General features: G+C 67.2%; 28 protein-coding genes. 14 read left to right on the top strand and 14 right to left on the bottom strand.

Annotated features, from left to right (window positions below; translation table 11 throughout):
- Nucleotides 1-12: 12 nt before the first annotated feature.
- From EAE28_RS05455 to acpS, 5 genes are all read left to right on the top strand, one after another.
- Complete coding sequence (locus tag EAE28_RS05455; RefSeq protein ID WP_127104830.1) at nucleotides 13-660, top strand: DUF2062 domain-containing protein; 648 nt, start codon at nucleotides 13-15, stop codon at nucleotides 658-660.
- On the top strand, nucleotides 657-1,403 hold the full coding sequence (locus EAE28_RS05450) for a pyridoxine 5'-phosphate synthase (RefSeq protein ID WP_127104829.1): 747 nt from the start codon (nucleotides 657-659) through the stop codon (nucleotides 1,401-1,403). Before EAE28_RS05455 ends, EAE28_RS05450 begins: the two co-directional genes overlap by 4 nt.
- 21 nt (nucleotides 1,404-1,424) lie before the next feature.
- Nucleotides 1,425-2,048, top strand: coding sequence for a LysE family translocator (locus tag EAE28_RS05445; RefSeq protein WP_127104828.1), 624 nt, complete (start codon nucleotides 1,425-1,427; stop codon nucleotides 2,046-2,048).
- A 79-nt stretch (nucleotides 2,049-2,127) separates the two neighbouring features.
- Nucleotides 2,128-2,589: a hypothetical protein gene (locus EAE28_RS05440; RefSeq protein ID WP_127104827.1), complete on the top strand. Its 462-nt coding sequence runs from the start codon at nucleotides 2,128-2,130 to the stop codon at nucleotides 2,587-2,589.
- 10 nt (nucleotides 2,590-2,599) lie between these two features.
- Nucleotides 2,600-3,001, top strand: coding sequence for a holo-ACP synthase (gene acpS / locus EAE28_RS05435; protein ID WP_127104826.1), 402 nt, complete (start codon nucleotides 2,600-2,602; stop codon nucleotides 2,999-3,001).
- A 246-nt stretch (nucleotides 3,002-3,247) separates the two neighbouring features.
- On the opposite strand, the gene lexA is transcribed toward acpS, so the two are convergent.
- The 6 genes from lexA to mobA all read right to left on the bottom strand — a co-directional run bounded on the left by lexA (nucleotide 3,248) and on the right by mobA (nucleotide 7,982).
- A complete protein-coding gene (gene lexA / locus EAE28_RS05430) occupies nucleotides 3,248-3,943 on the bottom strand; it encodes a transcriptional repressor LexA (RefSeq protein WP_127104825.1) in 696 nt (231 codons plus the stop codon).
- 89 nt (nucleotides 3,944-4,032) lie between these two features.
- Nucleotides 4,033-5,208 (bottom strand): molybdopterin molybdotransferase MoeA, encoded by a 1,176-nt coding sequence (locus EAE28_RS05425; RefSeq protein ID WP_127104824.1) that lies wholly within the window; start codon nucleotides 5,206-5,208, stop codon nucleotides 4,033-4,035.
- A complete protein-coding gene (gene moaC / locus EAE28_RS05420; protein ID WP_127104823.1) occupies nucleotides 5,205-5,696 on the bottom strand; it encodes a cyclic pyranopterin monophosphate synthase MoaC in 492 nt (163 codons plus the stop codon). Before moaC ends, EAE28_RS05425 begins: the two co-directional genes overlap by 4 nt.
- A complete protein-coding gene (trpC, locus tag EAE28_RS05415; RefSeq protein ID WP_127104822.1) occupies nucleotides 5,693-6,493 on the bottom strand; it encodes an indole-3-glycerol phosphate synthase TrpC in 801 nt (266 codons plus the stop codon). Before trpC ends, moaC begins: the two co-directional genes overlap by 4 nt.
- 71 nt (nucleotides 6,494-6,564) lie before the next feature.
- Nucleotides 6,565-7,404, bottom strand: a complete 840-nt coding sequence (locus EAE28_RS05410; RefSeq protein ID WP_127104821.1) for a molybdopterin guanine dinucleotide synthesis — start codon at nucleotides 7,402-7,404, stop codon at nucleotides 6,565-6,567.
- Nucleotides 7,401-7,982: a molybdenum cofactor guanylyltransferase MobA gene (mobA, locus tag EAE28_RS05405; protein WP_127104820.1), complete on the bottom strand. Its 582-nt coding sequence runs from the start codon at nucleotides 7,980-7,982 to the stop codon at nucleotides 7,401-7,403. Before mobA ends, EAE28_RS05410 begins: the two co-directional genes overlap by 4 nt.
- A gap of 66 nt (nucleotides 7,983-8,048) precedes the next feature.
- On the opposite strand from mobA, the gene EAE28_RS05400 reads away from it, so the two are divergent.
- From EAE28_RS05400 to EAE28_RS05380, 5 genes are all read left to right on the top strand, one after another.
- Nucleotides 8,049-8,564, top strand: coding sequence for a DUF2478 domain-containing protein (locus EAE28_RS05400; RefSeq protein ID WP_127104819.1), 516 nt, complete (start codon nucleotides 8,049-8,051; stop codon nucleotides 8,562-8,564).
- Nucleotides 8,565-8,634: 70 nt separating this feature from the next.
- Entirely contained in the window at nucleotides 8,635-11,079 is a 2,445-nt protein-coding gene (locus EAE28_RS05395) for a heavy metal translocating P-type ATPase (RefSeq protein ID WP_127104818.1), read from the top strand.
- Nucleotides 11,076-11,498, top strand: a complete 423-nt coding sequence (locus EAE28_RS05390; RefSeq protein ID WP_127104817.1) for a Cu(I)-responsive transcriptional regulator — start codon at nucleotides 11,076-11,078, stop codon at nucleotides 11,496-11,498. Before EAE28_RS05395 ends, EAE28_RS05390 begins: the two co-directional genes overlap by 4 nt.
- Before the next feature lie 136 nt (nucleotides 11,499-11,634).
- Nucleotides 11,635-11,958, top strand: coding sequence for an arsenate reductase family protein (locus EAE28_RS05385; RefSeq protein WP_127104816.1), 324 nt, complete (start codon nucleotides 11,635-11,637; stop codon nucleotides 11,956-11,958).
- Nucleotides 11,955-12,512: an AAA family ATPase gene (locus tag EAE28_RS05380; RefSeq protein WP_127104815.1), complete on the top strand. Its 558-nt coding sequence runs from the start codon at nucleotides 11,955-11,957 to the stop codon at nucleotides 12,510-12,512. The genes EAE28_RS05385 and EAE28_RS05380 overlap by 4 nt, the downstream gene beginning before the upstream one ends.
- Before the next feature lie 33 nt (nucleotides 12,513-12,545).
- Here EAE28_RS05380 and EAE28_RS05375 read toward each other — a convergent pair whose 3' ends face one another.
- A complete protein-coding gene (locus EAE28_RS05375) occupies nucleotides 12,546-12,752 on the bottom strand; it encodes a cold-shock protein (protein WP_127104814.1) in 207 nt (68 codons plus the stop codon).
- A gap of 294 nt (nucleotides 12,753-13,046) precedes the next feature.
- On the opposite strand from EAE28_RS05375, the gene EAE28_RS05370 reads away from it, so the two are divergent.
- Nucleotides 13,047-14,465: a DEAD/DEAH box helicase gene (locus EAE28_RS05370; RefSeq protein ID WP_127104813.1), complete on the top strand. Its 1,419-nt coding sequence runs from the start codon at nucleotides 13,047-13,049 to the stop codon at nucleotides 14,463-14,465.
- A gap of 24 nt (nucleotides 14,466-14,489) precedes the next feature.
- Here EAE28_RS05370 and EAE28_RS05365 read toward each other — a convergent pair whose 3' ends face one another.
- From EAE28_RS05365 to EAE28_RS05355, 3 genes are all read right to left on the bottom strand, one after another.
- On the bottom strand, nucleotides 14,490-15,680 hold the full coding sequence (locus EAE28_RS05365) for a UbiH/UbiF family hydroxylase (protein ID WP_127104812.1): 1,191 nt from the start codon (nucleotides 15,678-15,680) through the stop codon (nucleotides 14,490-14,492).
- An 80-nt stretch (nucleotides 15,681-15,760) separates the two neighbouring features.
- On the bottom strand, nucleotides 15,761-16,000 hold the full coding sequence (locus tag EAE28_RS05360; protein WP_127104811.1) for a hypothetical protein: 240 nt from the start codon (nucleotides 15,998-16,000) through the stop codon (nucleotides 15,761-15,763).
- A gap of 105 nt (nucleotides 16,001-16,105) precedes the next feature.
- On the bottom strand, nucleotides 16,106-16,747 hold the full coding sequence (locus tag EAE28_RS05355; RefSeq protein WP_127104810.1) for a pyrimidine 5'-nucleotidase: 642 nt from the start codon (nucleotides 16,745-16,747) through the stop codon (nucleotides 16,106-16,108).
- A gap of 110 nt (nucleotides 16,748-16,857) precedes the next feature.
- On the opposite strand from EAE28_RS05355, the gene EAE28_RS05350 reads away from it, so the two are divergent.
- A complete protein-coding gene (locus EAE28_RS05350) occupies nucleotides 16,858-17,511 on the top strand; it encodes a GntR family transcriptional regulator (RefSeq protein WP_127104809.1) in 654 nt (217 codons plus the stop codon).
- Here the strand turns inward: EAE28_RS05350 and EAE28_RS05345 are convergent.
- From EAE28_RS05345 to EAE28_RS05335, 3 genes are all read right to left on the bottom strand, one after another.
- Entirely contained in the window at nucleotides 17,508-19,460 is a 1,953-nt protein-coding gene (locus EAE28_RS05345; RefSeq protein WP_127104808.1) for a glycosyltransferase, read from the bottom strand. The genes EAE28_RS05350 and EAE28_RS05345 overlap by 4 nt on opposite strands.
- Before the next feature lie 64 nt (nucleotides 19,461-19,524).
- Entirely contained in the window at nucleotides 19,525-20,691 is a 1,167-nt protein-coding gene (carA, locus tag EAE28_RS05340) for a glutamine-hydrolyzing carbamoyl-phosphate synthase small subunit (RefSeq protein WP_127104807.1), read from the bottom strand.
- A 146-nt stretch (nucleotides 20,692-20,837) separates the two neighbouring features.
- Nucleotides 20,838-21,275 (bottom strand): GNAT family N-acetyltransferase, encoded by a 438-nt coding sequence (locus EAE28_RS05335; protein ID WP_127104806.1) that lies wholly within the window; start codon nucleotides 21,273-21,275, stop codon nucleotides 20,838-20,840.
- Nucleotides 21,276-21,407: 132 nt separating this feature from the next.
- Between EAE28_RS05335 and EAE28_RS05330 the strand changes: the two genes are divergently transcribed.
- Entirely contained in the window at nucleotides 21,408-22,199 is a 792-nt protein-coding gene (locus EAE28_RS05330; RefSeq protein WP_127104805.1) for an inositol monophosphatase family protein, read from the top strand.
- Between the two features lie 190 nt (nucleotides 22,200-22,389).
- Here EAE28_RS05330 and EAE28_RS05325 read toward each other — a convergent pair whose 3' ends face one another.
- Entirely contained in the window at nucleotides 22,390-22,848 is a 459-nt protein-coding gene (locus tag EAE28_RS05325) for an Lrp/AsnC family transcriptional regulator (RefSeq protein ID WP_127104804.1), read from the bottom strand.
- A 115-nt stretch (nucleotides 22,849-22,963) separates the two neighbouring features.
- On the opposite strand from EAE28_RS05325, the gene putA reads away from it, so the two are divergent.
- Entirely contained in the window at nucleotides 22,964-26,386 is a 3,423-nt protein-coding gene (gene putA / locus EAE28_RS05320; protein ID WP_127104803.1) for a bifunctional proline dehydrogenase/L-glutamate gamma-semialdehyde dehydrogenase PutA, read from the top strand.
- The last annotated feature ends 25 nt before the right edge of the window (nucleotides 26,387-26,411 follow it).

The following is a 26,411-nucleotide window of genomic DNA, read 5'->3' as shown; positions in this document are numbered from 1 at the left end:
GGACCCTAGCGCGTGATCTTCAAGCGGCGAGACACCAGACCCCTGCTGCGAACGATCGCCGAATTCTTCTGGCCGCGTGGCGGGTGGCGGCGGGCCTCGACCTATGTTCTGCACCGCATGCGCCGCCTGCCGGATTCGCCCGAGCGGATCTGCCTGGGCATTGCCGCCGGGGCCTTTGTGTCCTTTCTGCCGCTCTATGGCCTGCATTTCCTGACCGCAGCCCTCGTCGCCTGGATCTTGCGCGGCAATATTCTGGCCGCGCTGCTGGGCACATTCTACGGCAACCCCATCACCTTTCCGATCATGGCCGTCAGCGCGCTGGAACTGGGCCACTGGCTGCTCGGCACCGGGGCGATGGTCAGCTTTACCGAAGCGATGGCGGCCATCGGCCGGGCCAGTGGCGAGTTGACGCATAACCTCTGGGCGCTGCTCACCGGCGGGCAGGTTCACTGGTTCCGCTTGCAACTGTTCTTTTGGCGGGTATTCCTGCCCTATATGATCGGTGGCGTGATCATCGGTGCCCCCGCTGCCGTCGCGATCTACTTCTTGCACTTGCCGCTGGTGCGCGCCTATCAACGCGGCCGCGCCAAGCGCCTGAAAGCCCGATTTGAAGCCGCGCGCCTACGCCAGCGCACGCGGGAAGCCGGAGACGAGACATGACCACCCCCCGCCAACGGTTAGGCGTCAACATCGACCACGTCGCCACCCTGCGCAACGCGCGCGGCTCGGCCTATCCTGACCCGGTACGCGCCGCCCTGATCGCCGAGGCGGCGGGCGCGGACGGCATCACCGCCCACCTGCGCGAAGACCGCCGCCATATCCGCGACGCCGATATCGACGCATTGATGGACGCGCTCAGCGTGCCGCTGAATTTCGAGATGGCAGCAACGGCCGAGATGCAGGCAATCGCGCTGCGTCACAAACCGCATGCCATCTGTCTGGTCCCCGAAAAGCGCGAAGAGCGCACCACCGAGGGCGGTCTGGACGTGGCGGGCGATGCCAACCGCCTGACCGGCTATATCGCCGCGCTGACCGAAGCCGGCAGCCGCGTGTCGCTGTTCATCGGCCATGACGCGCGCCAGATCGAGGCGGCAGCGCGCGTCGGTGCGCCGGTGATCGAACTGCACACCGGGGCCTATTGCGATTTTGTCGCCGACGGGCAGGCTGAGGCCGCAGCGCAGGAACTTGCCGGACTGCTGGCGGGTGTGGCGCTGGCCAGCGAGCTGGGGCTTGAGGTCCACGCGGGCCATGGGCTGAGCTACGCCACCGTTGCGCCCTTCGCCGCGACGCCGCAGATCCGCGAGCTGAACATCGGGCATTTCCTGATTTCCGAGGCGGTGTTCATGGGCCTCGACCCGGCGATCCGCGAAATGCGCCGCCTGATGGACGCCGCCCGCGTCTGACCCTTTACGCCCGAGGTTTCCATGTCGCTGTCCGAGCTTCTTCCCATCCTGATCGGCTGGGTCATCGCCATCTCGTCCCCCGGTCCGGCCACACTGGCCCTGACTGGCACGGCGATGGAGGGTGGCCGCGCGCGCGGGCTGGCGGTGGCGATGGGGATCGTCACCGGTTCTGCCGTCTGGGCGCTGATCGCGGGCATGGGGCTGGGGGCGGCGATGATGAGCCACGCCTGGGCCGTTGATCTGCTGCGCTACGTCGGCGCGGCCTATCTGGCATGGCTGGCGTATAAATCCGCGCGTGCCGCGCTGCGCCCCGGCGACGCCGTCGCGCGCTCGGCCGGGGCTGAAACCCTGCGCCACGCCTGGGCACGCGGCGCGCTGATCCACCTGACCAACCCCAAAGCGGTGCTTTTCTGGGGCGCAATGTTTGCCGTGGTGATCCCGGCGGATGCGCCTGTCTGGGTGCTGTGGCAAGTCGGGCTGGCGTGCCTTGCGACCTCGACGCTGACGATGACCACGATGGCTGTGGCCTTTTCTGCCCGTCCGGTCGCCGCCACCTATCTGCGGTTGCGGCGCTGGTTCGACGGGGCGTTTGCGGTGTTGTTCGGACTGGCCGCGCTCAAGGTGCTGACTGCCCGGCTGGCTTGAGATCACGGTTGCGCGCGGCCGGTTGAGTTGTCTTCAGGCATGGCGGATGATGGTGTCCTTCATAGTTTAGGAGAAATTTATGCGTAAAGCTTTCATCGCCGCCGCTTTTTGTTTCTTGCCGCTGAGCGCCACGGCACAGGTTATTGCCGAGTGTGATTGGGTCGGTAATCCGGCCAATATTTTCGAGCCCTGGGAGACTCATTCCCGCACCTTCGCCAATGGCGCGATCCGCGTGGCGCTGCTCGACACCGGCGGCGAACCCGCCTGCTGCTCGCGGCATCTGCTGATCCTGTCACCGTCGGGGGATGGCTCGGACGAGCCGATCTTCCGCCAGTGCCGCGTCGCCTCGGCGCAGGTGAATAGCGGTTTTTATGACGTGGATGTGCCCGGGATCACGGCCAGTTACGACCCGGCCAAGGGGCTGTTGTTGTTGGTTCCGGTCGGGCATTGGCACGAGGGGATCGAGGATGGCCGCCCGCCGATCGTCGAGCGGATGGAGATCCGTATCAACCAGTCGACCGGAACGGTTGCGGTGGAATGAGGGCCGTCGCGTGATCCTGGGCATCGGTACCGATCTGGCCAATATCGAGCGTATTGCCGGTACGCTGGACCGTTTCGGCGACCGGTTCCGTCACCGCGTCTTTACCGATCTGGAACTGGCCAAGGCCAGCAGGCGCAAGGACGAAGCGGGCACGTTGGCCAAACGTTGGGCGGCAAAGGAAGCCTGCTCAAAAGCGCTGGGGACCGGGTTGGCGATGGGCATATCGTGGAAGGACATGGGGGTGGTCAATCGCCGCGGCGGACAGCCGACCATGCTTTTGACCGGCTGGGCCGCAGAACGCCTCGCCGCGATGACTCCGGCAGGGTACGAAGCGGTGGTCCATGTGTCCCTGACAGATGATCACCCCTGGGCGCAGGCTTTTGTGGTCATCGAGGCTCGATCGGTCGGCTAGGCGTGGCGCGCGACCCCATCGAGGGGTCGCGCGCCACGCTGGGCTGCCGCCCAGACCTGCTCGGGAGGATTTTCCATCCTCCCGAACCCTCATGGAGGATATTTAACAGAGCAAAGAGGGACGTTAACGAAAGGTTAACCACGCTTTCTTTGCTCTTCAAATATCCTCGGGGGGTGAATTCGCTGAAAGCGAAGAGGGGGCAGAAGGCCCCCCTGCCGCCCTGGCCCTGAGGCACAAGAATGGAGGTCAATAGCTGCGGATCAGCCCGACAAGCCGGCCTTGCACCTCGACCTGATCATCGCGCAGCATCCGCGTTTCATACGCCGGGTTCGCGGCCTCGAGCGCGATCATCCCGCGCAGGCGCCGGAAGCGTTTGAGGGTCGCTTCCTGCCCTTCGACCAAGGCAACGACGATGTCGCCGTTATCAGCCGAGGTCTGCTCGCGAATCACGACGATATCGCCGTCATGGATCCCCGCTTCGATCATAGAATCCCCGCGCACTTCGAGCGCGTAATGCGAGCCCGAGCCGGACAGCATCGACCCCGGCACCGAGACATGGTGCGAGATTTCCTGAATCGCCTCGATCGGTGTCCCGGCCGCGATGCGTCCCATCACCGGCAGGTCCATGGCATAGCTTTGCTGCACGGCCATCGCGCGGGCCGGAGCCGGAGAGGGCGCCGGTTTTGCGCCGCCCTCGATCACCCGGGCCACGTTGCGCGGTTGTGCCGTGTCAGGCATGCGCAGCACTTCGATGGCACGTGCGCGGTGGGCGAGGCGGCGGATAAAGCCGCGTTCCTCCAGGGCGGTAATCAGCCGGTGGATCCCCGATTTCGAGCGCAGGTTCAGCGCGTCCTTCATTTCGTCGAACGAAGGCGGTACACCGTCGCGCCGCATGCGGGCGTCGATGAGTTCCAAAAGCTCAAGCTGTTTGCGGGTCAGCATCGCGTCCTCCAGCAGTCAAACGTCAGGCGTTTAGCCGCTGTTCTACGCTTGTTCCCCTTTTGTGTCAATCGCGATGTCGCAAAAGCGCCTTACAGCGGCAGCACTGGCACCATCTCACCCGCCTTGCGGGGCCGGTCGCCCAAAGGCCGTTCCAGCAGCGCATTGGCGTCCGACAGCACGCTGAGCAGCGAGCTGTCTTGCCGCGCATAGGGCGTGACGCTGTCGCCATCCAGCCGCGCGCGCATGAAATGCGTCCGTGGTCCGGTCGGTCCGACGTCCTGCGCCAACCGGGCCGAGACGCGCTTGGGCTGCACATCCTCGAGCCCCAGCCAGCGCTTGACCATCGGCACCAGAAACAGATGCCCGGTCACGATGGCCGAGACCGGATTACCCGGCAGCCCGAGATAAGGCACTGCGCCCAGCGATCCCGCGATCAGCGGTTTGCCGGGGCGCATCGCCAGTTTGTAGAAGGCGCGTTCCAGTCCCAGCCGTTCGCCCACACGCCCGACCAGATCGTGATCGCCGACCGAGGCGCCGCCGATGGTCACCGCGATATCGGCCTTGAGCATCTCGGCCATCGCCTCGGCCAGTGCGTCCTCGCGGTCGGGCGCGATGGGCAGGATGATCGCCTCACCGCCCGCGGCATCGACCATCGCCTTCAGCGCAAACACGTTCGAGGCGATGATCTGGTCGCGCCCCGGTGTCTGCCCCGGCAGCACCAGCTCATCCCCGGTCGCCAGCAGCGCCACCTTGGGCCGGCGGGCAACGATCACCTCGGGGACGTTCATCGCGGCCAGCAGGGCAAGATCCGAGGGGCTCAGCCGGCGCGGCGCTTCCAGCTCGAAATCCGCCGGGAAATCTGCGCCAGCCGGGCGGACGTTCGGGCCTGAGCCGAGGTTCGGCTGGAGGGTGATCCGGTCACCCTCGCGCAGGACATCCTCTTGAATGACCACATGATCCGCCCCCGCAGGCACCGGCGCCCCGGTGAAGATGCGCAGGGCCTGACCGGGGGTCAGCGTCCCATCCCAGCCGTGCCCGGCTGCTGATTCCCCGACGACCTCGAAGCTGGCGCCCACGGTGACCTCGGCATCGCGCACCGAGTAGCCATCCATCGCCGCCGAGGCGAACGGCGGCTGCGCCCGAAACGCCCGCGCCGCCCGCCGCAACACGCGGCTATGCGCGGCGATCAGGGGGACAATGTCCAGCGCATCGGTCGGGGTGACCAGATCGAGGCACAGTGCCTGCGCTTCATCGACGCCGATCATTGCGGCCCCCGTTCGTACGTGCCCGACTTGCCGCCTTCTTTGCGAAGGACGGCGATGCCGCCGATTTCCATCGATTTCTCAACGGCCTTGAGCATGTCGTAGACGGTCAGCGCCGCTGTCGATGCCGCCGTCAGCGCCTCCATTTCCACGCCGGTCTGCCCGGTGGTCTTGACCTCGGCGGTGATGCGGACGCCGGGCAGATCGGGGTCGGGGGTCAGGTCGACCGAGACCTTGGTGATCGGCAGCGGGTGGCAGAGGGGGATCAGCTCGCTGGTTTTCTTGGCCGCCATGATCCCCGCCAGCCGGGCCACGCCCAGCACGTCGCCCTTCTTGGCGGTGCCGGCGATGACATGGGCCAGTGTCTCAGGCCGCATCACCACATGCGCGCAGGCGATGGCGGTGCGCGAGGTCACCGGCTTGTCGCTGACATCGACCATCAGCGCGCGCCCCTCGGCGTCGAAATGGGTCAGGGCGGGGGGCTGGGTCATGCGGGCACCGGATCGGCAAGTAGCGCACGGGTGGCGGCGGTCACGTCGCCCTGCCGCATCAGGCTTTCACCGATCAGGAAGCTGCGCGCGCCATAGCCCGCCATGTCGGCCAGATCACCCGCCGTAAAAAGGCCGCTTTCGCTGACCAGCATGCGCCCGGCGGGCACGCGGGCGGCCAGCGTGCGGGTGGTATCGAGCGTGGTCTCGAAGGTGTTCAGGTTGCGGTTGTTCACCCCGATCAGCGGCGATTTCAGCGACAGGGCGCGGTCGAGTTCGGCCCCGTCATGGACCTCGACCAGCACATCCATCCCCCAGCCGAAGGCGGCGTCTTCCAGTTCGGCGGCTTGCGCGTCGCTGACCGAGGCCATGATCACCAGAATGCAATCGGCACCCCAGGCGCGGGCTTCGGCGACCTGATAGGGGTCATACAGGAAATCTTTACGCAGGCAGGGCAGGGTGACCGCCGCGCGCGCCTGCATCAGGTACTCGGGCGCACCCTGAAAGCTGGGGGTGTCGGTCAGCACGGACAGACAGGTCGCGCCCCCCGCCTGATAGGCCTGCGCCAGCGCGGGCGGGTTGAAATCGGGGCGGATCAGACCTTTTGAGGGGCTGGCCTTTTTGATCTCGGCGATCAGGCCATAGCCGGTGGCCGAGGCTGCCGTCAGCGCCGTGGCAAAGCCGCGCGGGGCGTCGGCGGCGCGCGCTTGTGCTTCGATCTCGGCGAGGGGGCGCGCGGCTTTCGCGGCGGCGATTTCCTCAAGTTTGTAAGCCTTGATCTTGTCGAGAATGGTCGCCATGGCGTGGCCCTCCTTGCTTGGCCCTGACTAGCGCCTGACGCATGCGTTGAAAAGCCGCGTTTGTGTGCGGTTCAGGCGAGGGCGTCGCGCAAGGCCTGTTCGTGGCCGAGGCCGAGGATCCAGCCTTCCTCAGAGATACGCGGATCGTCGGGCGGGGTGAGGAGCGTTTTCAGGTCCGGTTGCCCGGCCAGCGCGCGGGCCAGCAGCGTAACTTGCACGCGGTCCTTGACGATGCCGGGGCGCAGGCGCGCGTTGACCTCGGGGCCAAGCAGCGAGGGGAAGACCTCAGCCAGCACCACGGGGGTGGTGAGCGGCTCGAAGGGCCAGACGGCGATCTGGCCGGGGAAGGCGGCGCGCAGGCGATGCAGGACGGGCAATCCGGTCAGGATCTGCGATCCGACCGCCCCGGCGCCGCCCAGTTTCCACGGCGATTGCGCACCCTTGGCGGTCTGGTCGGCCAGCCGGTGCTCGGCAAAGGGGTTGCCGTGGCGGGTGCTGCCTTTGTGCGGCAGGTCAGGGTAGGGCAGGCGCGTCGGGTTGAACCAGAACGGCCCAAGGCCGGGCAGGCGCGCGTTGATCTGCGCGGCCAGCGCGATGCGGTTGGAGCGGTTTTGCGGGTCGTCGTGAAGGTTGGCGGCCAGCCAGTCCCAGACGGCCAGAGCCTCGGGGCGTCCGGTCAGCGCCTGCGCAAATCCGGCGGGGTAGCCGAAGGCGAAATCGGCGCCGATCAGCAGGGTCTGGCGGCTGGCGAGGGTGGCCTCGACCAGAGCGCATAGCGCATCGAACGCCTCGGCCCGCGTGCGCGGGTTGGTGGCGGTGCCGTCATCCAGCCCCAGCCAGATCGAATCCTTGCCCCGGCGCGGGCGGTTCGCGGCGGACCAATCAAGGATGGCGATGCGGTCGAAATTCACAACAACGCCTCGGCGGCGCGCAGATCATCCGGCGTGTTGATGTTGAAGAACGGGTCGGGCAGGGCGTCAAACGGCACCGCCACCGCGCCGTGTTCGGCGGCAAAGCGGCCGACCTTGTTCTCTCCACGCGCCAAGGCCTCGCGCAGTGCTTCACGCAGCCGCACCGGCCACAGCCCCACCGTCGGATGTTGCCGCATCCGCCCGTCCGACGCACTGGCCGCCAGCGCGAACGCGCCCGCTTCGGACAGCCGCGCCACCAGATCCACCGGCAGGAACGGCGTGTCGCCGGCAACGCACAGCACCGCCTCGGCCCCCAGCCCATGCGCCCAGTCCATCCCCGCCAGCACCCCGGCCAGCGGCCCCGGAAACCCCGCCACCGGATCGGCCAGCACTGGCAGCCCGAAGCCCGCAAACCGCGCCGGATCGCCATTGGCACTGATCGCAACAGCCCCGACCTGCGGCCCGACCCGCGCCAGCACATGCGCCAGCAGGGGCCGCCCGCCAAAGGGCAGCAGCGCCTTGTCCCCGCCGCCCATCCGCGTCGCCCGCCCGCCTGCCAGCACAATCCCTGCGATCATCGTCTGCCTTTCGCCCTTGGTCGCTTCAGGCTATCAGGGCAGCAAGGCACCACAAGGGGGCAGGCCATGGCAGCGCTGGGATACGTGATCGGCGGGGCGCGCGGCGCGGGCGACAAGCTGCTTGCCGCCGTGGCCGAGCGGCTGGGGGCCGAAGGCTGGCCGCTGGCCGGGGTCGTGCAGATCAACACCGACCGGGCAAGCGGCGCCGATTGCGACATGGACCTGCGCGTGCTGGGGCGGTCTGAGCGTATCCGCATCAGCCAGAACCTCGGGTCTGGCTCGCGCGGGTGTCGGCTGGACCCCGAAGGCCTGCAAACCGCCGTCGGGCTGGTGGAAACCACGATGACCCCGGTGCCGCGCCTGCTGATCGTGAACAAATTCGGCAAGGCCGAGATCGAGGGTAGCGGCTTTCGCGCCCTGATCGGCGACGCGCTGGCGCAGGATATTCCCGTGCTGCTGGGCCTCAAGCCGCTGAACCTGCCGGGCTTTGAGGAATTCGCGCAAGGACTGGCCGAGGCCTTGCCCGGCGATCTCGAGACCATGCTTGACTGGTGCCGCGCGCAGGCCGCTGCAGAAATCTGATCGCCGCAGCCCTTGACCTTCCAGCTACGGGAACCTCCATATGAGGGAGGACCGTTAAAAGGAGGTCCCGATGACCGACACCCAAACCCTGCGCGTCGAGGGCATGACCTGCGCGTCCTGCACCTCGCGCATCGAGCGTCTGCTGGGCCGCGAAGACGGCGTGACCGGCGTGCGCGCCAATCTGATGACCGGCACCGTCGCTGTCGACGGGCAGGCGCAACCTGCTGATCTGGCTGCGAAACTCGGCGCCGCCGGGTTCACCGCGTCCGAGGATGTGACACGTCTGGCGATTGGCGGGATGACCTGCGCTTCTTGTGTCTCGCGGGTGGAGCGGGTGTTGGCGAAACAGCCGGGCGTGACCTCGGCCAGCGTGAACCTCGCCGATGAAAGCGCCACGGTGCGCCATCTTGCGGTGTCCGGTCTGCCCGAGAAACTGGCCGAGGCGGTCCGTGCGGCGGGCTATGAGGCCCGCATTGCCACCGAAACCTCGCGCGCCGATGTGGCCGAGCACAAGGCCGAGGAACAAGGCAAACTCGCCCGCGCCGTGATCCTTGCCGCCGTGCTGACCCTGCCGGTCTTCGTGTTGGAGATGGGCGGGCATATGGTCCCGGCGTTTCATCACTGGCTGCACGGGCTGGTCGGGCAATTTCCGCTGTGGGTCGCGCAATTCGTGCTGACGTCGGTGGTGCTGTTCGGCCCCGGCTGGCGGTTCTTCAAGGCCGGGGTTCCCGCGTTGCTGCACGCCGCCCCCGATATGAACAGCCTTGTCGTCCTGGGGGCCACCGCCGCCTGGGGCTATTCCACGATTGCCACCTTCGCGCCCGGCCTGCTGCCCGAAGCCTCGATCGCGGTTTACTATGAAGCGGCGGCGATGATCGTCACGCTGATCCTGCTGGGCCGCTATCTTGAGGCCCGCGCCAAGGGCCGCACCGGGGCGGCCATCGCCAAACTGGTCGGGCTGCAGGCGCAGACCGCGCGGGTGGAGCGGGACGGACAGGTTGACGAGGTTGCGATTGATCAGGTCGCTGTCGGTGACCTTTTGCACCTGCGCCCCGGCGAGCGGGTGGCGGTGGATGGCAACGTGACCAGCGGCCATTCGTGGCTCGATGAAAGCATGATCACCGGCGAGCCGGTCCCGGTCGAGAAATCCCCCGGCGAGACGCTGACGGCAGGCACGGTGAACGGTACCTCGGCGCTGACCTACCGGGCCGAGCACGTCGGTGCTGACACCGTTCTGGCCCGTATCATCCGCATGGTGGAAGAGGCGCAAGGTGCCAAGCTGCCCATTCAGGCCACGGTTGACCGGGTGACCCGCGTGTTCGTGCCCGTGGTCATGGCCGTCGCCGCGCTGACCTTTGCGATCTGGATGATCTGGGGCCCCGGCCTGTCGCACGCGTTGGTCGCCGCCGTGGCGGTGCTGATCATCGCCTGCCCCTGCGCGATGGGTCTGGCCACGCCGACCTCGATCATGGTCGGCACCGGGCGCGGCGCGGAGATGGGCGTGCTGTTCCGTCGGGGCGATGCGTTGCAGGCGTTGCAGGGCGTGCAGGTGGTCGCTTTCGACAAGACCGGCACGCTGACCGAGGGACGGCCCGAGCTGGTCGGGGTCCACACCACCCCCGGCGCGGATGAGGCTCAGGCGCTGGCCATCGCCGCCGCCGCCGAATCCGGCTCGGAACACCCCATCGCCAGCGCCATCCTGCGCGCCGCCAAGGAACGCGGCCTCACGCTGCCAAAGGCCGGGGACGTCACCGCCCTGACCGGTTTCGGCCTGCAAGCCCGCGTGGACGGCAAGGCGGTCCTCATCGGCGCGCAGCGCCTGATGGACCGCGACAGCATCGCGCTGGGCGATCTGCCTGAGCATGCCGCCAAGGGGGCGGCGCAAGGCCAGACGCCCCTTTACGTTGCGATAGACGGCAAGGCCGTGGCGCTCCTGCTTGTCGCAGACCGCCTTAAACCCTCGACCAAAGGTGCCATCGACGCGCTTCACGCGCTGGGCGTGGAGACCGCGATGATCACCGGCGACGCGCGCGGCACCGCGCAGGCCATCGCCGCCGAGTTGGGCATCGACCACGTCGAGGCCGAGGTTCTCCCAGACGGCAAGGTCGCCGCCATAGAGGCCTTGCGCCAAGGCGGTCGCAGCGTGGCTTTCGTCGGTGACGGCATCAACGACGCGCCCGCCCTGGCGGCGGCGGATGTCGGCCTTGCCATCGGCACCGGAACCGATGTCGCGGTCGAAGCAGCCGAGGTCGTGCTGATGTCGGGCGATCTGCGCGGCGTGGTCAACGCCATCCACCTCAGCCGCGCCGTGTTGCGAAACATCCGCCAGAACCTGTTCTGGGCCTTTGCCTATAACGCCGCCCTGATCCCCGTCGCGGCGGGCGTGCTCTATCCCGGCTTCGGCATCACCCTGTCGCCGGTTCTGGGCGCGGGCGCGATGGCGCTGTCGTCGATCTTTGTTCTCACCAACGCGCTGCGCCTGAAAACGCTGCGCCCCGCGCTGGAGGCCGCATGAACATCGGTGAAGCCGCCGCAGCCTCGGGCCTGCCCGCCAAAACCATCCGCTATTATGAAGAGATCGGCCTGATCCGCCCCAAACGCGACGGCAACGGCTACCGCGCCTTTGCCGAGGATGACGTGCACCGCCTCGCCTTTCTCAACCGCTCCCGCGGCCTCGGCTTCTCGATCGAGGATTGTCGCGCGCTGCTGGGCCTCTACGCCGATGACACCCGCGCCAGCGAGGATGTCAAACGGCTCGCCGCCGACCATCTGACGCGCATCGACGCGCGCATCAGTGAACTGCAAGCCCTGCGTGCCACGGTGGCCGGGCTGGTCGATGCCTGCGCCGGCGACGGTCGTCCGGATTGCCCGATCCTCGAAGACCTTGCCACCGGCCCGCTTTGCGCGCACCAACGCCCCAAGCCGCTGGCGTGAGCTTTCTTTGCTCTGGAAATATCCCGGGGGAGGCCGCAAGGCCGTGGGGGCAGGGCCCCCGAGGCGCGGCGCACCCCCTCGATGGGGGTGCGGCGCGCCCCCTCCCTGTCCGATCCGTTGACCGAAAGGAACACCCATGACCCAAACCCTGCTGGGCCTGAAAACCTGCGACACCTGCCGCAAGGCGCGCAAGGCATTGCCCGAGGCATCCTTCCGCGACATCCGGGAAACCCCTTTGACCGAAGGTGAGATCGGCGCGCTTCTAAACGAGTTCGGCGAGGTGCTGGTCAACAAATCCTCGACCACCTGGCGCGGGCTCAGTGATGTCGAGCGCACCCAACCTGCATCTGCTCTTCTCGCCACCCATCCCGCCCTGATGAAGCGCCCGGTGATCCAGTCCGGCGGCGTCTGGTATCTGGGCTGGACGCCTGCGGTGCGCGCGGCGCTGGGGGTGGCGTGAGTCGTTTCTTTCTTTTGACCGGCTGCTCAGGCAGCGGGAAATCGACATTGCTGGACGCCTTGGCGGCAGAAGGCATGGCCACGGTGCCAGAACCCGGCCGCCGACTCGTCGCCCAAGCGCTGGCAGGGGACGGGAAGGGCCTGCCCTGGGACGACCCCAAAGGCTTTGCCGAACGTGCCATCGCTCTGGCGCTCGACGATTGGCACGCGGCGCAGGCCCTGACCGGGCCGGTGGTCTTTGACCGCGGCTTGCTGGACGCGATTGCCGCGTATGAGCATGTCACCGGCGAACTGCCGCCGCAGGCGCAAACCCTCGGCGCATGCTACAATCCGCAGGTTTTCGTCGCCCAGCCCTGGCCCGAAATTTTTGCCACCGACGCCGAGCGTCAGCACGATTTTGATGCCGCCCTTGCCGAATACCACCGTCTGATCGCCTTCCTGCCCCGATTCGGCTATCGCGCCCTGCCGGTGCCTCAGGCGCCGGTTGCCCACCGCGTTACCTTTGTCCGCGCCGTTCTGGCACAACAAAACCCGCCGGGGGTGCCGGCGGGTTAAGCGACGCATTCGCATCAAGGTCGTGATGAAAGCTCAGAGCAGCCGCAGATCGGCGGCCGAGGCACGCCCGTCGCGGCCCGACTGCATTTCAAAGCTGATTTTCTGGTTGTCTTGCAACCCGGTCAGCCCGGCGCGCTCCACGGCCGAGATGTGCACGAAGATGTCTTTGCCGCCATCATCAGGGGCGATAAAGCCGTAACCCTTCGTCGAGTTGAACCATTTTACGGTGCCAGTGGCCATGTCCGTGTCCTTTCTCTGGTTTCCCACCGGCGGAGTACCGATGGGCCGTGCAGCCAGTCCTTCGAATATTGCGGGCTGCCTGTCAGAGGCCGGCGGACGCAGGAAGTCTGTTGTCACACCCTGAGGATGCCACGAATCTGCAACAAATCAAGGGCGCACTTGGGTGTTTGACGGCCAGACCTTGACTCCGGGCTTCCAAGAGCGCATCTGCCATATCTGACCGCGCGCCCTTCACGGGGCAGCGCGCACCGGCATTTGCGCCGCCCTTGGGGCCTGGCGCCCGAAAGGACTACCATGACCGATTTCTCTATGCTGGGGCTGAACCCGGCGCTGCTGGCCGCGTTGGAGCGCACCGGCAAAGACGTACCGACACCGATTCAGGCCCGCGGCATCCCCCCGTTGATGGAAGGGCGCGACCTGATGGGTCTGGCCCAGACCGGCACCGGCAAGACGCTGGCCTTTGGTTTGCCGATCCTGCACCGGCTGGCCGGGCAGGGCAAGCCCGCACCGAAGACCGCCCGCGCGCTGATCCTCGCGCCGACGCGCGAACTGGTGCAACAGATCGCCGAGGCGCTGACCCAGCTGTCGCATGGCACGCCCACCGCGATCACCACCGTCGTTGGCGGTGCCTCGATCAACCGTCAGATTGACCGCCTCGTGCGCGGCACCGATGTGCTGGTCGCAACGCCCGGTCGTCTGATCGACCTGCTCGAGCGGGGCTCGGTCTCGCTGGCCAAGGTGCAGATGCTGGTGCTGGACGAGGCCGACCAGATGCTCGACCTCGGCTTCATCCACGCGCTGCGCAAGATCGCCCGCTATCTGCCGGCTGAACGTCAGACGATGCTGTTCTCGGCCACCATGCCCAAAGACATGAGCGAGATTGCCGACGCCTATCTGGACCGCCCGGTCCGCGTGCAGGTTGCGACGCCAGGCAAAGCTGCCGACAAGATCACGCAGGCCGTTCACTTTGCGCCGCAGGGCGACAAGGCGGCGGTGCTCAGAGAGTACCTCTCGCAGCACCCCGACGAGCTGGCGCTGGTCTTTGGCCGCACCAAGCACGGGTCGGAAAAGCTGTCCAAGCTGCTGGCATCATGGGGCTTTTCCGTGGGCTCGATCCACGGCAACAAAAGCCAGGGCCAGCGCGAGCGCACGCTTGCCGCGTTCCGCGCCGGGGAAACCAAGGTTCTGGTCGCGACCGACGTGGCCGCTCGCGGGCTCGACATTCCGCTGGTCGCGCATGTCTACAACTACGAACTGCCCAACGTCCCCGAGAACTACGTTCACCGCATCGGCCGCACCGCGCGCGCCGGGCGTGAGGGTCGTGCCGTGGCGCTCTGTGCGCCGGCTGAAATGGCCGATCTGCGCGCCATCGAAAAGCTGATGAACATCAAGATCGAGGTTATCGGTGGCGATGTCTGGCCCGAGATCATGGCCGAAGCCGCCCGCGCGAAAGCCCGCGCCGCGACCGGTCAGAACCGTGGTCAACGTCCCGGCGGCGGCAAGGCGGGTGGCAAGCCCGGCGGGGCCAAAGGGGCTGGCGGTGGTCGTCCCGGTGGCGGCAAACCCGGTGGCAAGCCGGGTGTGGGGGCCGCTGATGCGGCTAAGCCGCGCAAACCCCGCGTACACCCGGCGCTGGCCGACGCGATGGCCGCTGAGCGCCCCAAGCGCCCCAAGCGTTTCAGCCAGAAACCGGCGCGTCGCAGCGACGGTTGAATTCAAGGCGGTGAGCCGAAAGGCTCACCGCATCCCGATCCCCAGTTGCATCAGACCCCGGCGCACCGGCGCCAGCGAATAGAGCGCGTGCAGCGCCGCCGCCCGCGCATCGCGCAGCGGCTGCGCGTCGATCATCGACGCCCGGTTCAGCGCATCGACCCCCGCCAGCCGCAGCTTGGCCTCGGGCCAGCGGCGGCGGTGATAGGCCTGAAGCGGCCCCGATTCGCCCAGCGTTTCCGGCGCGGCCAGCGCGATCAGCGCGCCCAGATCCCCCAGACTCATATTCAGCCCCTGCGCGCCAATCGGCGGCACCACATGCGCCGCTTCGGCCATCAGCGCGACTCGCTGGCCGTTAAACCGCTCGGCAATCTGGGTGATGATCGGCCAGACAGTCAGCGGTGTCGCCTGCTCCAGCCAGCCGTAAAGCCCGCAGCTGCGTTCGTTCATCGCCTGCTCGAACGCGGCGGGGTCCAACTGGCGCAGCCGGTCCACTTCGGGGCCCGTCTCCATCCAGACCACCGCCGAGCACGGCTTGCCCTGATGATCGCCCAGCGGCACCAGCGTGAAGGGCCCGCCCGAGCGATGGACCTCGGTCGAGACGTTGTTATGCGGCTCGGGGTGGGTGACAGCGAAGGCCAGCGCCTTTTGCCCGTAACGCGTGGTCTGCACCGGGATGCCCAGGGCCTTGCGGACAGGCGAGTGGCGGCCATCGGCGGCAATCACCAAGCGGGCGGACACGCGGCTGCCATCGGACAGGGTGACCAGTGCCTCGCTCTCGCGGGTGAACACGCGGCTGGTTGCGGTGCCGGGGCGGAAATCGACGTTTTCCAGCGCGTCCAGCCGGGCGACAAATTCGCGGCGCAGCAGCCAGTTGGGCAGGTTCCAGCCAAAGGGCTGGGCCGAGACATCGGCGGCGTTGAAGTCGTGGGTGATGCGGGCGACCGGCTCGGCCCCGCCCGCGTCAACGATGCGCATGACCTGCAAGGGCATCGCATGAGGCTGCAGGCGCTCCCACAGGCCCGCGGCCTCAAGCACCGGGATCGAGGGTTGCAGAAAGGCCGTGGTGCGCAGATCCGCGCCGGGGGCCGTGCCATCGGTAATCGGCGGCGCGGGATCGACGCAGATCACCGAATAGCCTGCCGAACCAAAGGCCGCCGCCGCCGCCAGACCGGCAACGCCGCCGCCTGAAACCAGCACATCCACCGATTGCCGCATGACCGTCTCCTACGCTTTGGCGCTTATCTAGCGCAAAGCGGGGGCCGGGGCGAGGCGGCAAGCCGCCTCAGGCAGCCGCGTCAGCCTCGGCTGATTGCCACCAGCACCACAACCATCAGCGGCGAGGCCACGACGGCGGGCAAATAGAGCGCGGGCAGGCCGAAGAAAAAGATCGCCAGCCCCCAGATCGAGACTAGCGCCAGGATCAGGTAAAGCGGATAATCGTCGTCACCCTCGGCCAGTTCGCGCGCAATCGCCCCGAGCAGCGGCACGCGGTAAACGGCGGGGGCAGGGGTGTAGCTGAGGTCAGCACTGGCCATGGGAAACTCCGGGTTAAAGCTATCCCGGAGATATGGCTTTCGCCCCTGCGTCTGAACATCCGGCGAGATGCCGCACTGCGGCAACGCGCCACCTGCGCGGCAATGTCACAGGGCGTTCAGGAACGCGGTCAGGTCGTCGGTGTGGTGGTGCACGTGGTCATGCGCCTCGACCTCGGGCGTGACAAGCACCGTGCGCATGCCCAATTGGTGCGGGACACGCAGGTTGCGCTGGTCGTCCTCGAACATCGCGGCACGGGCCGGGGTCAGCCCGTCCAGCCCAAAGATCCGCTCGAAGGCTTGCGGCTGCGGTTTGGGGTGATAGTCGGCGTTTTCTACGCCGTAGACCGCATCGAACAGCCCGTCCAGCCCGCGCGCCTCAAGCACCCGGCGGGCATAGGGGGCCGAGCCGTTGGTATAGACGATCCGCCGCCCACCCAGCCGCTCAATCGCGGCGCGCAGCGCGGGATCGGGGGCGAGCACGGTAAAGTCGATGTCGTGCACCTCGACCAGATACGGCACCGGGTCCAGCGCGTGATGCGCCATCAACCCGGCCAGCGTGGTGCCATAGGTCTGCCAGTAATCGTGCCGCAGGCGGTCCGATTCAGCCCGGTCCGCGCCGGTCACGCGCATCACCACGTCGGTCATCTTGATGTCGATCTGATCGAACAGCCGGACGCTGGGATGATAGAGGGTGTTATCAAGGTCGAAGACCCAGGTCTCGACGTGGTGGAAATCGCTGTCTGCCATGCGCACAGGGCTAGCCCGCCCCGCCGCGCGACACAAGGTTGCAGCGGCCAGAACAGGCCTTTTCATGCAGCGCCTGCGCCCCTAGTCTGCAGCGCTTCGGAGGACTGCCCATGAATGACCAGCGCCAACCCCTGCTCGATGCCTATTCGCTGATCCTCGCGGCGATTGACGATGGCGTTTACAAACCCGGCGACAGGCTGGTGGAATCCGAGCTGGCCGAGCGTTTCGGCGTCTCGCGCACCCCGATCCGCGAGGCGTTGCAGCGGCTGGAAACGCAATCGCTGCTGACCCGCGACGGGCGCTCATTGATCGTGGCCTCGCTCGACCATAACCAACTGGCCGAACTTTACGTGGTGCGCGCCCAGCTTGAAGGGCTGGCGGCGCGGCTGGCGGCCAAGCATGCCTCGGTCGAAGAGGTGCGCGTGATGCGCGACATGGTGACCGAGGATCGCCGGTTGATGAACGATCCCAAGGCGTTGAGCCGGGCGAACAAGCGGTTCCACAAGCAGATCCATCTGGCTAGCCACAACCGGTTTCTGGTGCAGCAGCTGGATCTGGTCCACCGCTCGATGGCGCTGCTGGCAACGACTTCGCTGGAGGCCGAAGGACGCGGGCGCGCGGCGCTCGATGAGCACGACGCCATGGTCGAGGCGATTGCACGCGGCGATGGCGACGCTGCCGACAAGGCGCTGCGCGAGCATATCAGCCGGGCGTTCGAGACCCGGCTCAAGCTGGAATCCGGCGACCGGCGGCGGCAACGCTAAGCCTGTTCGACGACTGAGGCATGCGCGGCGCCGTCGTGCAGGCCATGCGTGGTCTTGTCCCAGTAGAACGGGCTGGTTAGCATTTCCCAGATGCCCTTCCACGCGGCGATCACTGCCAAGGGGAAATAGAAATGCAGGCTGATCGCCCAGATTCTTAGCGCGCGGTGGCGTTTGTGTTGCAACGCGGTAAGGCTGATCGCCAGCGAGGACACCTCCGAGATCAGGAACACCGCCGAGACGCCAATCAGCGCCCAGCCCGGCAAGGCTGCAGCGGCGGGATGGCCAAGGCCGAAGAGCATCAGCCAGAAGCTCCACAGGATCGGGGCCAGCAGGAACTGCACAAGCGTGCCCAGAAACAGCAGCTGCACCCCGGCAAAACGCCACGCGCCCAGTTGCCGCCACAACAGCACCGGGTCGCGCATATGCACGGCATAGGTCATCGCGTAGCCTTTCAACCAGCGCGAGCGTTGCTTGATCCAGGGCCAGATCCGGCAGTTCGCCTCTTCCATGGTCACCGTCGACAGCAGTTCGGTGCGATAGCCGTGACGCGCCAGACGCAGGCCAAGATCGGCGTCCTCGGTCACGTTATGCGCGTCCCAGCCGCCAAGAAGTTCCAGCGTTTCGCGGCGGAAGAACAGCGTTGTACCGCCAAGCGGCACCACCAGCCCCAGCCGCGCCAGACCCGGTAGAATCAGGCGGAACCAGACGGCGTATTCGATGGTGAAACAGCGGCTGAGCCAATTGGTGTGCGGGTTCACATAGTCCAGCACCCCCTGCACGCAGGCCAGATCGGGCCCGGACCGGGCGAAACACTCAACAACGCGGTGGATCTGGTCGGGCGCCGGCGCATCCTCGGCGTCATAGACACCGATGATCTGCCCGCGCGCAAAGTTCAGCGCGTAGTTCAGAGCGCGCGGCTTGGTTCGCAGGGGCGAATCGGGCACCGGGATGACGCGCATCCACGTCGGCAACCCGCTGGCGGCCAGTGCGGTACGGGTCAGCTGGTCATCTTCTTCCACGATCAATAGCACGTCGAGCAGCTCTCGCGGATAGGACAACGCACCCAGCCGTTTGATCAGGCGCGGTGCGATATCCGGTTCGCGATAGAGCGGCACCAGCACCGATACGCAGGGTTTGCGCAACACATCCGTCGGTTCGGTTGCGTCGGGGCGTGCCCGGCTGGCGCGCAGTTGTGCGACGGTGGCGGCGATTTTCATCGCGTTGCCGAGCGTCAGAAATCCCAGCACCAGCCCGAAAAGGGCCAGAAAGCTGGCGACAGGCGCCACCAGGGTCAGCGTCACGAACGCCCCAAGCGCTGCTGCAACCCAGTGGCTGAAGCGCCGCCCGTCCCAGAGCCGACAGCTTTCTTGCGCCGCCACACAGGTTTCGGCCATCAGCCGCAGGCTGCCACTGCGCGAATCGATCAGCGCTTGTTGCAGGCCGGTTTCGGTGACGACGCCCATCACCACGGGGCCGAGCGCCGCCTCCAGCTCTGCGCGGTGGGCAAAGAACTGATCCGGTTCAGCACAGGCAACAAGGGTGACGGACCCGGCGCGTGTCCAGGGCAGGCAGCCGATGCGCAGGCAGCGGCGCGGCCCGACACGGTCGATCAGGCGCGGATCGGGGCGGGTATGCCGGGTGTCGATGACACCGGTGCCGAATTGCTCGGCCAGTGCCGCCATTACGGCTGTTTCACTGGCCAGCCCGTGGGCGCGCAGGATGTCGCCGAGTCGCAAGTGCTGGCGGGTCTGAATTTCAAGCGCGCGCAACAGATCGCACGACCGAATCGCCCCACGCCTTAGCAGAACCGCTCCCAAAGGCGTGCGCGGTCCGGGCGGTGATTCAGGTGGCGGAACAAGGGCCGGCTGCACGACCGCGGTCCCGTCGTTCAAGAGATCCCCCTCGACCGCAGGCCTTGCCTCAGAGTGCTGGCGTGCGACGTGTCGCATCTTGACCTCCGACCGGACCCCATCACTGATGCCCGGCGGAAGTTAAGAGAGCGTTAAGAATCGTCTACGCAGGCACTTTGCGCGCGGCCATCGCGTCGGCAAAACGCTCGAACAGGTAGTAGCTGTCCTGCGGGCCGGGGCTGGCCTCGGGGTGGTATTGCACCGAGAAGACCGGGCGGTCGGCCAGACGGATACCGCAGTTTGAGCCGTCGAACAGCGAGACATGGGTTTCCACCACACCGGCAGGCAGAGTCTGGCTGTCCACGGTAAAGCCATGGTTCATCGAGGTAATCTCGACCTTGCCGGTATCGCGGTTCTTGACCGGATGGTTGGCGCCATGGTGGCCGTGGTTCATCTTGATCGTGCGCGCACCCAGCGCCAGCGCCAGCATCTGGTGGCCCAGACAAATGCCGAAAACCGGCAGATCGGCGTCCAGAACCTGTTTGATCATCGGCACGGCATAGTCGCCCGTCGCCGCCGGATCGCCGGGACCGTTGGACAGGAAAACCCCGTCCGGATTGAGCGCGAGCACTTCTTCCGCCGTGGCGGTCGCGGGCAGGACGGTGACGTCGCAACCCGCCGACGCCAGACAGCGCAGAATGTTGCGCTTGGCGCCGAAGTCGATGGCGACAACCTTGTGCACCGGCGCGGTCTGCGGCTGGTAGCCCTGCGGCCATGCCCAGCGCATCTCGTTCCAGTGATAGCTCTGCGCGCAGGTCACGTCCTTTGCCAGATCGAGGCCGACGAGCCCCTTCCAGCCACGGGCCTTGGCCAGCAGGCGGTCCAGATCGAAGTTGCCGTCGGGATCATGCGCCAGCGCGACATGCGGCGCGCCCTGCTGGCGAATCGCCCGGGTCAGGCGGCGGGTGTCGAGGCCGCCGATGCCGATCCGGCCCTGCCGGGCCATCCAGGCGGTCAGCTCGCCGGTGGCGCGCCAGTTCGACGGCTCGGTCGGGTCCCATTTCACCACCATACCGGCGGCGACGGCCTGTTGGGCCTCTTCGTCTTCATCCGTCACGCCGGTATTGCCGATATGCGGGAAGGTGAAGGTCACGATCTGCCCGGCATAAGACGGGTCGGTCATGATTTCCTGGTAGCCGGTCATCGCGGTGTTGAAGCACAACTCGGCTACCGTCTCGCCGGTCGCGCCGAAGCCGAAACCGTAAAAGATGGTGCCGTCGGCGAGAACGAGGCAAGCGGTCGGGCGCGGCGACTCTTGGGCTGCGGGCATCGGACGGCTCCTGATCTGATATCGCGCTGTCTCTACGGGGTCGGCGGGGGGGAATCAAGGGCGCGCGCGCAGGGGCGGGCCTCGGGGGGCATCGAGCCCCCTCTCGGCCCGGCGGGTTGGCACCCGCAGGCGCGCGGTTTGTGCGCTCAGAGCAGCATCTCATAGGTCTTCCACTGCGCAGCCTTGGCCAGCTTGTCGTAAAGCCCACGGGCGCGGGCGTTGTCCTCGGCGGTGATCCAGCTCAGCGCGGTCCAGCCGCGCGCGCGGCCCTCGGCGGCGATGGCCTCGATCAGCGCTCGGGCCGCGCCTGAGCCGCGCGCGGCGGGATCGACGAAAAGATCGTCAAGGTAGCCGCCCGTTGAGGCGTCGAGCGGCAGGGCGTAGGGACGGAAATGCGCGAGGCCGACGAGGCCGCTGTCGCCTTCGGCCACGAAACACTCGACCTCATGCGCCGGGTCATGAAGCCAGCCCCAGACACGCGCGCGCATCTCGGCGCTCTGCTGGACGTGGTAAAACGCGGCATAGGCGGCGTAGAGGCGCTCCCAGTCGGCGCGGTCACGGCTGTGCGGTCGGCGGATGAGCATGGGGAACCTCCTGTTTCGCGCCTAGCCTAGACGCCGGGTGGCGGGCCTGAAAGGGGAGAATCCGCAGGTTCCCCTTTCCATTGGCGCGCCTTTCCCGTAAGGCCCAACGCTGTTCAGGACGGAGCCAGCGAAATGCAGGGAAGTGCCAATCTCAACCTCATGATCAAGGCCGCGCGTAAAGCGGGGCGTTCCTTGGTCAAGGATTTCCGCGAGGTGGAAAACCTGCAGGTCTCGTCCAAGGGGCCTGGAGATTTTGTGTCGAAAGCCGACCGCGAGGCCGAGCGGATCATCAAGGAAGAGCTGATGGATGGCCGGCCGAACTATGGCTGGCTGGGCGAGGAAACCGGCGAGGACGAGGGCACCGACCCGACGCGCCGCTGGATCGTTGATCCGCTGGACGGGACGACCAACTTCCTGCACGGGCTGCCGCACTGGGCGATCTCGATCGCGCTGGAGCATAAGGGCGAGATCGTTGCCGGTCTGGTCTTCGACGCGGCCAAGGACGAGATGTTCTACACCGAGAAGGGCCTCGGCGCCTATATGAACGACACGCGCCTGCGGGTGTCGGGGCGCCGGTCGATGATCGAGTGCATCTTTGCCACCGGCGTGCCCTTCGGTGGCCGCCCGGCACTGCCCGCGACGCTGCAGGATCTGGCGCGGCTGATGCCCGTCTGCGCCGGTGTGCGCCGCTGGGGCGCTGCGGCGCTGGACCTCGCCTATGTTGCCGCCGGTCGCTATGACGGGTTCTGGGAACGCGGGCTGAAACCCTGGGACACCGCCGCCGGTTCGCTGCTGGTGCGCGAAGCGGGCGGGTTCATCGGGCCGATCCGCGACGGGCAGGACCCGATCGAGTCGGGCAATATGATCGCCGCCAACAGCGTGATCTTCGACAGTTTCTCTAAAATTATCCGTACCCGCGACTGATCGCCGTCGCAAAGGGGGGCTTTCCGCCCCCCTCTTCGCTTTCAGCGAATTCACCCCCCGAGGATATTTGGAGACAGAAAACAGGGGCGGTTAACCAAACCTTAACCCGCATTTTCTGTCTCCAAATATCCTCAGGGGTGAGGCCCGGAACGGGCCGAGGGGGGCGAGCCCCCCTGACCCCGGCAGCCGGCTAGCGACCGCCCTCTTTCACCGATTCCATCGCCACGTGCGTCGAGGTCGAGGCGACATGCGGCAGGCTCGAGATCCGCTCAGCCAGGCTTTGCCGATAATCCAGTATATCGGCGCTGCGGACCTTGAGCAGGTAGTCGAAGGCCCCGGCGATCATGTGGCATTCCTCGACCTCGGGCAGGGCGCGCACTGCTGTGTTGAACGCCTTGAGTGCTGCTTCCCGGGTGTCGGACAGCCGCACCTCGACGAAGGTGATATGCGCCATGCCCAGCCGCAGGTGGTTCACCCGAGCCTGATAGCCGGTGATGAACCCCTCACGCTCGAGCCGGCGCAATCGCGCCTGTGTGGGCGATTTTGACAGGCTGATTCGGCTGGCCAGTTCGGTCACGCTGAGCCTTCCGTCCTGTTGCAACACACGCAGGATTGCCTGATCGAAGCTGTCGAGATCGTCGCGGGTCATTTGCCTGCCTTTGAGAACAAATGCAGCCAATTTGCCTGCCGTTGCAGCGTAATCGGGAAAAACTCAGGCGGCAATCGGCGTATTCTGGGGGTAATCGAAAATTCCGGGTGCCGCGATGCCGACTGATCCCCTGTTGTCCCCCCTCCCACAAGACGAAGCCGCCCTCACCACCGCTTTGGCCGAGGCTACGGCGCTCGACCCCGCCGCCCGCGCGCGCATCACCACCCGCGCCGCCGATCTGGTGCGCGCCATCCGCAGCGGGGCAAAGCCCGGCCTGATGGAAGTCTTCCTGGCCGAATACGGCCTGTCCACCGATGAGGGCATCGCGCTGATGTGTCTGGCCGAAGCGCTGCTGCGCGTGCCTGATGCGGGCACGATGGACGCGCTGATCGAGGACAAGATCGCGCCGTCGGACTGGGGCAAGCATCTGGGCCATTCGGCCTCATCTTTGGTTAATGCCTCGACCTGGGCCTTGATGCTGACGGGCCGGGTGCTGGACGAGGCCGAGCCGGGCATCGCCGGTCAGCTGCGCGGGGCGGTCAAGCGTCTGGGCGAGCCGGTGATCCGCACCGCCGTGTCGCGCGCGATGAAGGAGATGGGCCGCCAGTTCGTGCTGGGCGAAACCATCGCTTCCGCGATGAGCCGGGCCTCGGCGATGGAGGCGCGCGGCTACGCCTATTCCTACGACATGCTGGGCGAGGCCGCGCGCACCGAAGCCGATGCGCTGCGCTATCAGCGTGCCTATGCGGCAGCGATCGAGGCGATCGGCAAGGGCTGCAAGGGCCAGGACATCAAGGTTAACCCCGGCATCTCGGTCAAGCTGAGCGCCCTGCATCCGCGCTATGAGGAAGCGCAACGCGAGCGGGTGATGCGCGAACTGGTGCCCCGGGTGATCACGCTGGCGCGGATGGCGGCGCGGCGCGGCATGGGCTTCAACATCGACGCCGAAGAGCAGGACAGGCTGGTCCTGTCGCGCGATGTGATCGGCGCGGTGCTGGCCGATCCGGCGCTTGAGGGTTGGGACGGGTTCGGCGTGGTCGTGCAGGCCTACGGCCCGCGCGCGGGCGCGATGATCGACTGGCTTTATGCCGAGGCCGGTCGGCTGGACCGCCGCCTCATGGTGCGGCTGGTCAAGGGCGCCTACTGGGACAGCGAGATCAAGCGCGCGCAGGTGCTGGGCTTGCCCGGTTTCCCGGTGTTCACCGCCAAGACCGCGACCGACATTTCCTATGCCGCCAATGCGCGCAAGCTGTTGGGGATGACCGACCGGCTCTATCCGCAGTTCGCCACGCATAACGCGCAGACCGTCGCCACGGTGCTGGAGATGGCGCAGGGGCAGGGCCGCGACGCCTATGAATTCCAGCGCTTGCACGGGATGGGCGAGCGTCTGCACGACCTCGTGCTGGCCGCCGAGGGCACGCGCTGCCGGATCTATGCGCCGGTGGGCGCGCACCGGGATCTGTTGGCCTATCTGGTGCGCAGGCTGTTGGAGAACGGGGCGAACAGCTCGTTCGTACACAAGATCGTTGATGAGAGCGTCTCGCCCGAGGACGTGGTCGCTGATCCGCTGGAGGCGCATCGCCCCGTGGTGCTGACCACCGGGCCGGGGCTGTTTGCGCCGGAACGGGTGAACTCAACGGGCTGGGATCTGACCGATGCCGGGGATCTGGCGGCGATTGAGACGGCGCGCGCGCCGTTTGCGGCGCAGGTGTTCGCGGCGGGGCCGCTGCTGGCGGGGCCGGTTCAGGGGGGTGACACGCTGAGCGTCGGCAACCCGGCGCGGCCGGGTGAGGTGGTCGGGCAGGTGGTGCAGGCAACGGCGGCGGATGTGGAAACGGCGCTGGGGGCCGCGCAGGTGTGGGACGCTTCACCTGCCGAGCGTGCGGCGATCCTGAGCCGCGCCGCTGACCTCTATGAGCGCGACTTTGGTCCGCTTTTTGCGGTGCTGGCGCGTGAGGCGGGCAAGACGCAGGCCGATTGTGTCGGAGAGCTGCGCGAGGCCGTCGATTTCCTGCGCTACTACGCCGCCCGGATCACGCCCGAGATGGCCCCGCGCGGGAGGATCACCTGCATCTCGCCGTGGAACTTCCCGTTGGCGATTTTTACCGGCCAGGTCGCCGGGGCATTGGCGGCGGGCAACGCGGTGATGGCCAAGCCTGCCGAGCAGACCCCGCTGGTCGCCGCCGCCGCCGTGGCATTGCTGCATGAGGCGGGCGTGCCCCGCACGGCGCTGCAACTGCTGCCCGGCGAAGGCGCTGTGGTCGGTGCCGCGCTGACCTCGGACCCGCGCGTGGATGGCGTGGTCTTCACCGGCTCGACCGACACCGCGCAGGCGATCCGCCGGGCGATGGCGGCAAACCTTGCCCCCGGTGCGCCGTTGATCGCCGAAACCGGCGGGTTGAATGCGATGATCGTGGACTCAACCGCGCTGCCCGAGCAGGCGGTGCGCGATGTGGTCGCCAGTGCGTTCCAGTCGGCGGGTCAGCGCTGTTCGGCCCTGCGCTGCCTCTATGTGCAGCAGGACGTCGCGCCGCATCTGCTCGATATGCTGGGCGGGGCGATGGAGGCGCTGACCTTGGGCGATCCGTGGGTGCTGGCCAATGACGTCGGCCCGGTGATCGACGCCGAGGCGGCGCGCGAGATCCGCGCCTATGTGTCTCAGGCCCGCAAGGAGGGCCGCGTGCTGCACGAACTACGCGCGCCCAGTGCCGGGCATTTCATCGCGCCTGTGGTGATTGAGGTGACAGGGATCGAGGACATCCCGCGCGAGATTTTCGGCCCGGTTCTGCATGTCGCGCGCTTCAAGGGGCGTGATCTGCTCAAGGTGCTGGATGCGGTGAACGCGCGCGGCTTTGGGCTGACCTTCGGTCTGCACACCCGCATCGACAACCGCGTGCAAGAGGTGGTCGAGGCGATGCGCGTCGGCAACCTTTATGTGAACCGCAACCAGATCGGCGCGGTCGTCGGCAGCCAGCCGTTTGGCGGCGAGGGGCTTTCGGGCACCGGACCCAAGGCCGGCGGGCCCGAGTATGTCGCGCGGCTGGCGCAGCCTGTGGCGGCACCGGAAGCGGCAGCGACGGGGGCAAAGGCGGATCTTACCAAGCTCGCCCGCGATCTGGCTGTGGCGGTCCCGCAAGAGCCGCTGACCACGCTCGACATGCCCGGCCCGACGGGAGAGTCGAATCGCCTGAGCCTGCATGCGCGGCCGCCGGTGCTGTGCATGGGGCCGGGGCCGCAGGCCGAGGCGCAGCAGGCCGCCGCGATCCGGGCGCATGGCGGGGTGGCCGTGATGGCAGGCGGGGTGGTGCCGCCAGAGTGGTTGGAAACCGCTCAGGGGCTTTCGGGGGTGATCTGGTGGGGCGATACCGACACCGCGCGGGCCTGCGCGCAGGCGCTGTCGCGCCGCAAAGGCCCGATCCTGCCGCTGATCACCACGCAGCCGGATGCGGCCCATGCGCTGACCGAACGGCATCTGTGTATCGACACCACGGCATCGGGCGGAAACGCGCAACTGCTTGTTGAAGCGGCAGGTGCTTGACGGGCGGGCCATGATCGCCCATCCC

The organism is Pararhodobacter zhoushanensis (assembly GCF_003990445.1).
GTDB lineage: Bacteria > Pseudomonadota > Alphaproteobacteria > Rhodobacterales > Rhodobacteraceae > Pararhodobacter > Pararhodobacter zhoushanensis.
This window is presented reverse-complemented; position numbering and strand designations above follow the sequence as displayed.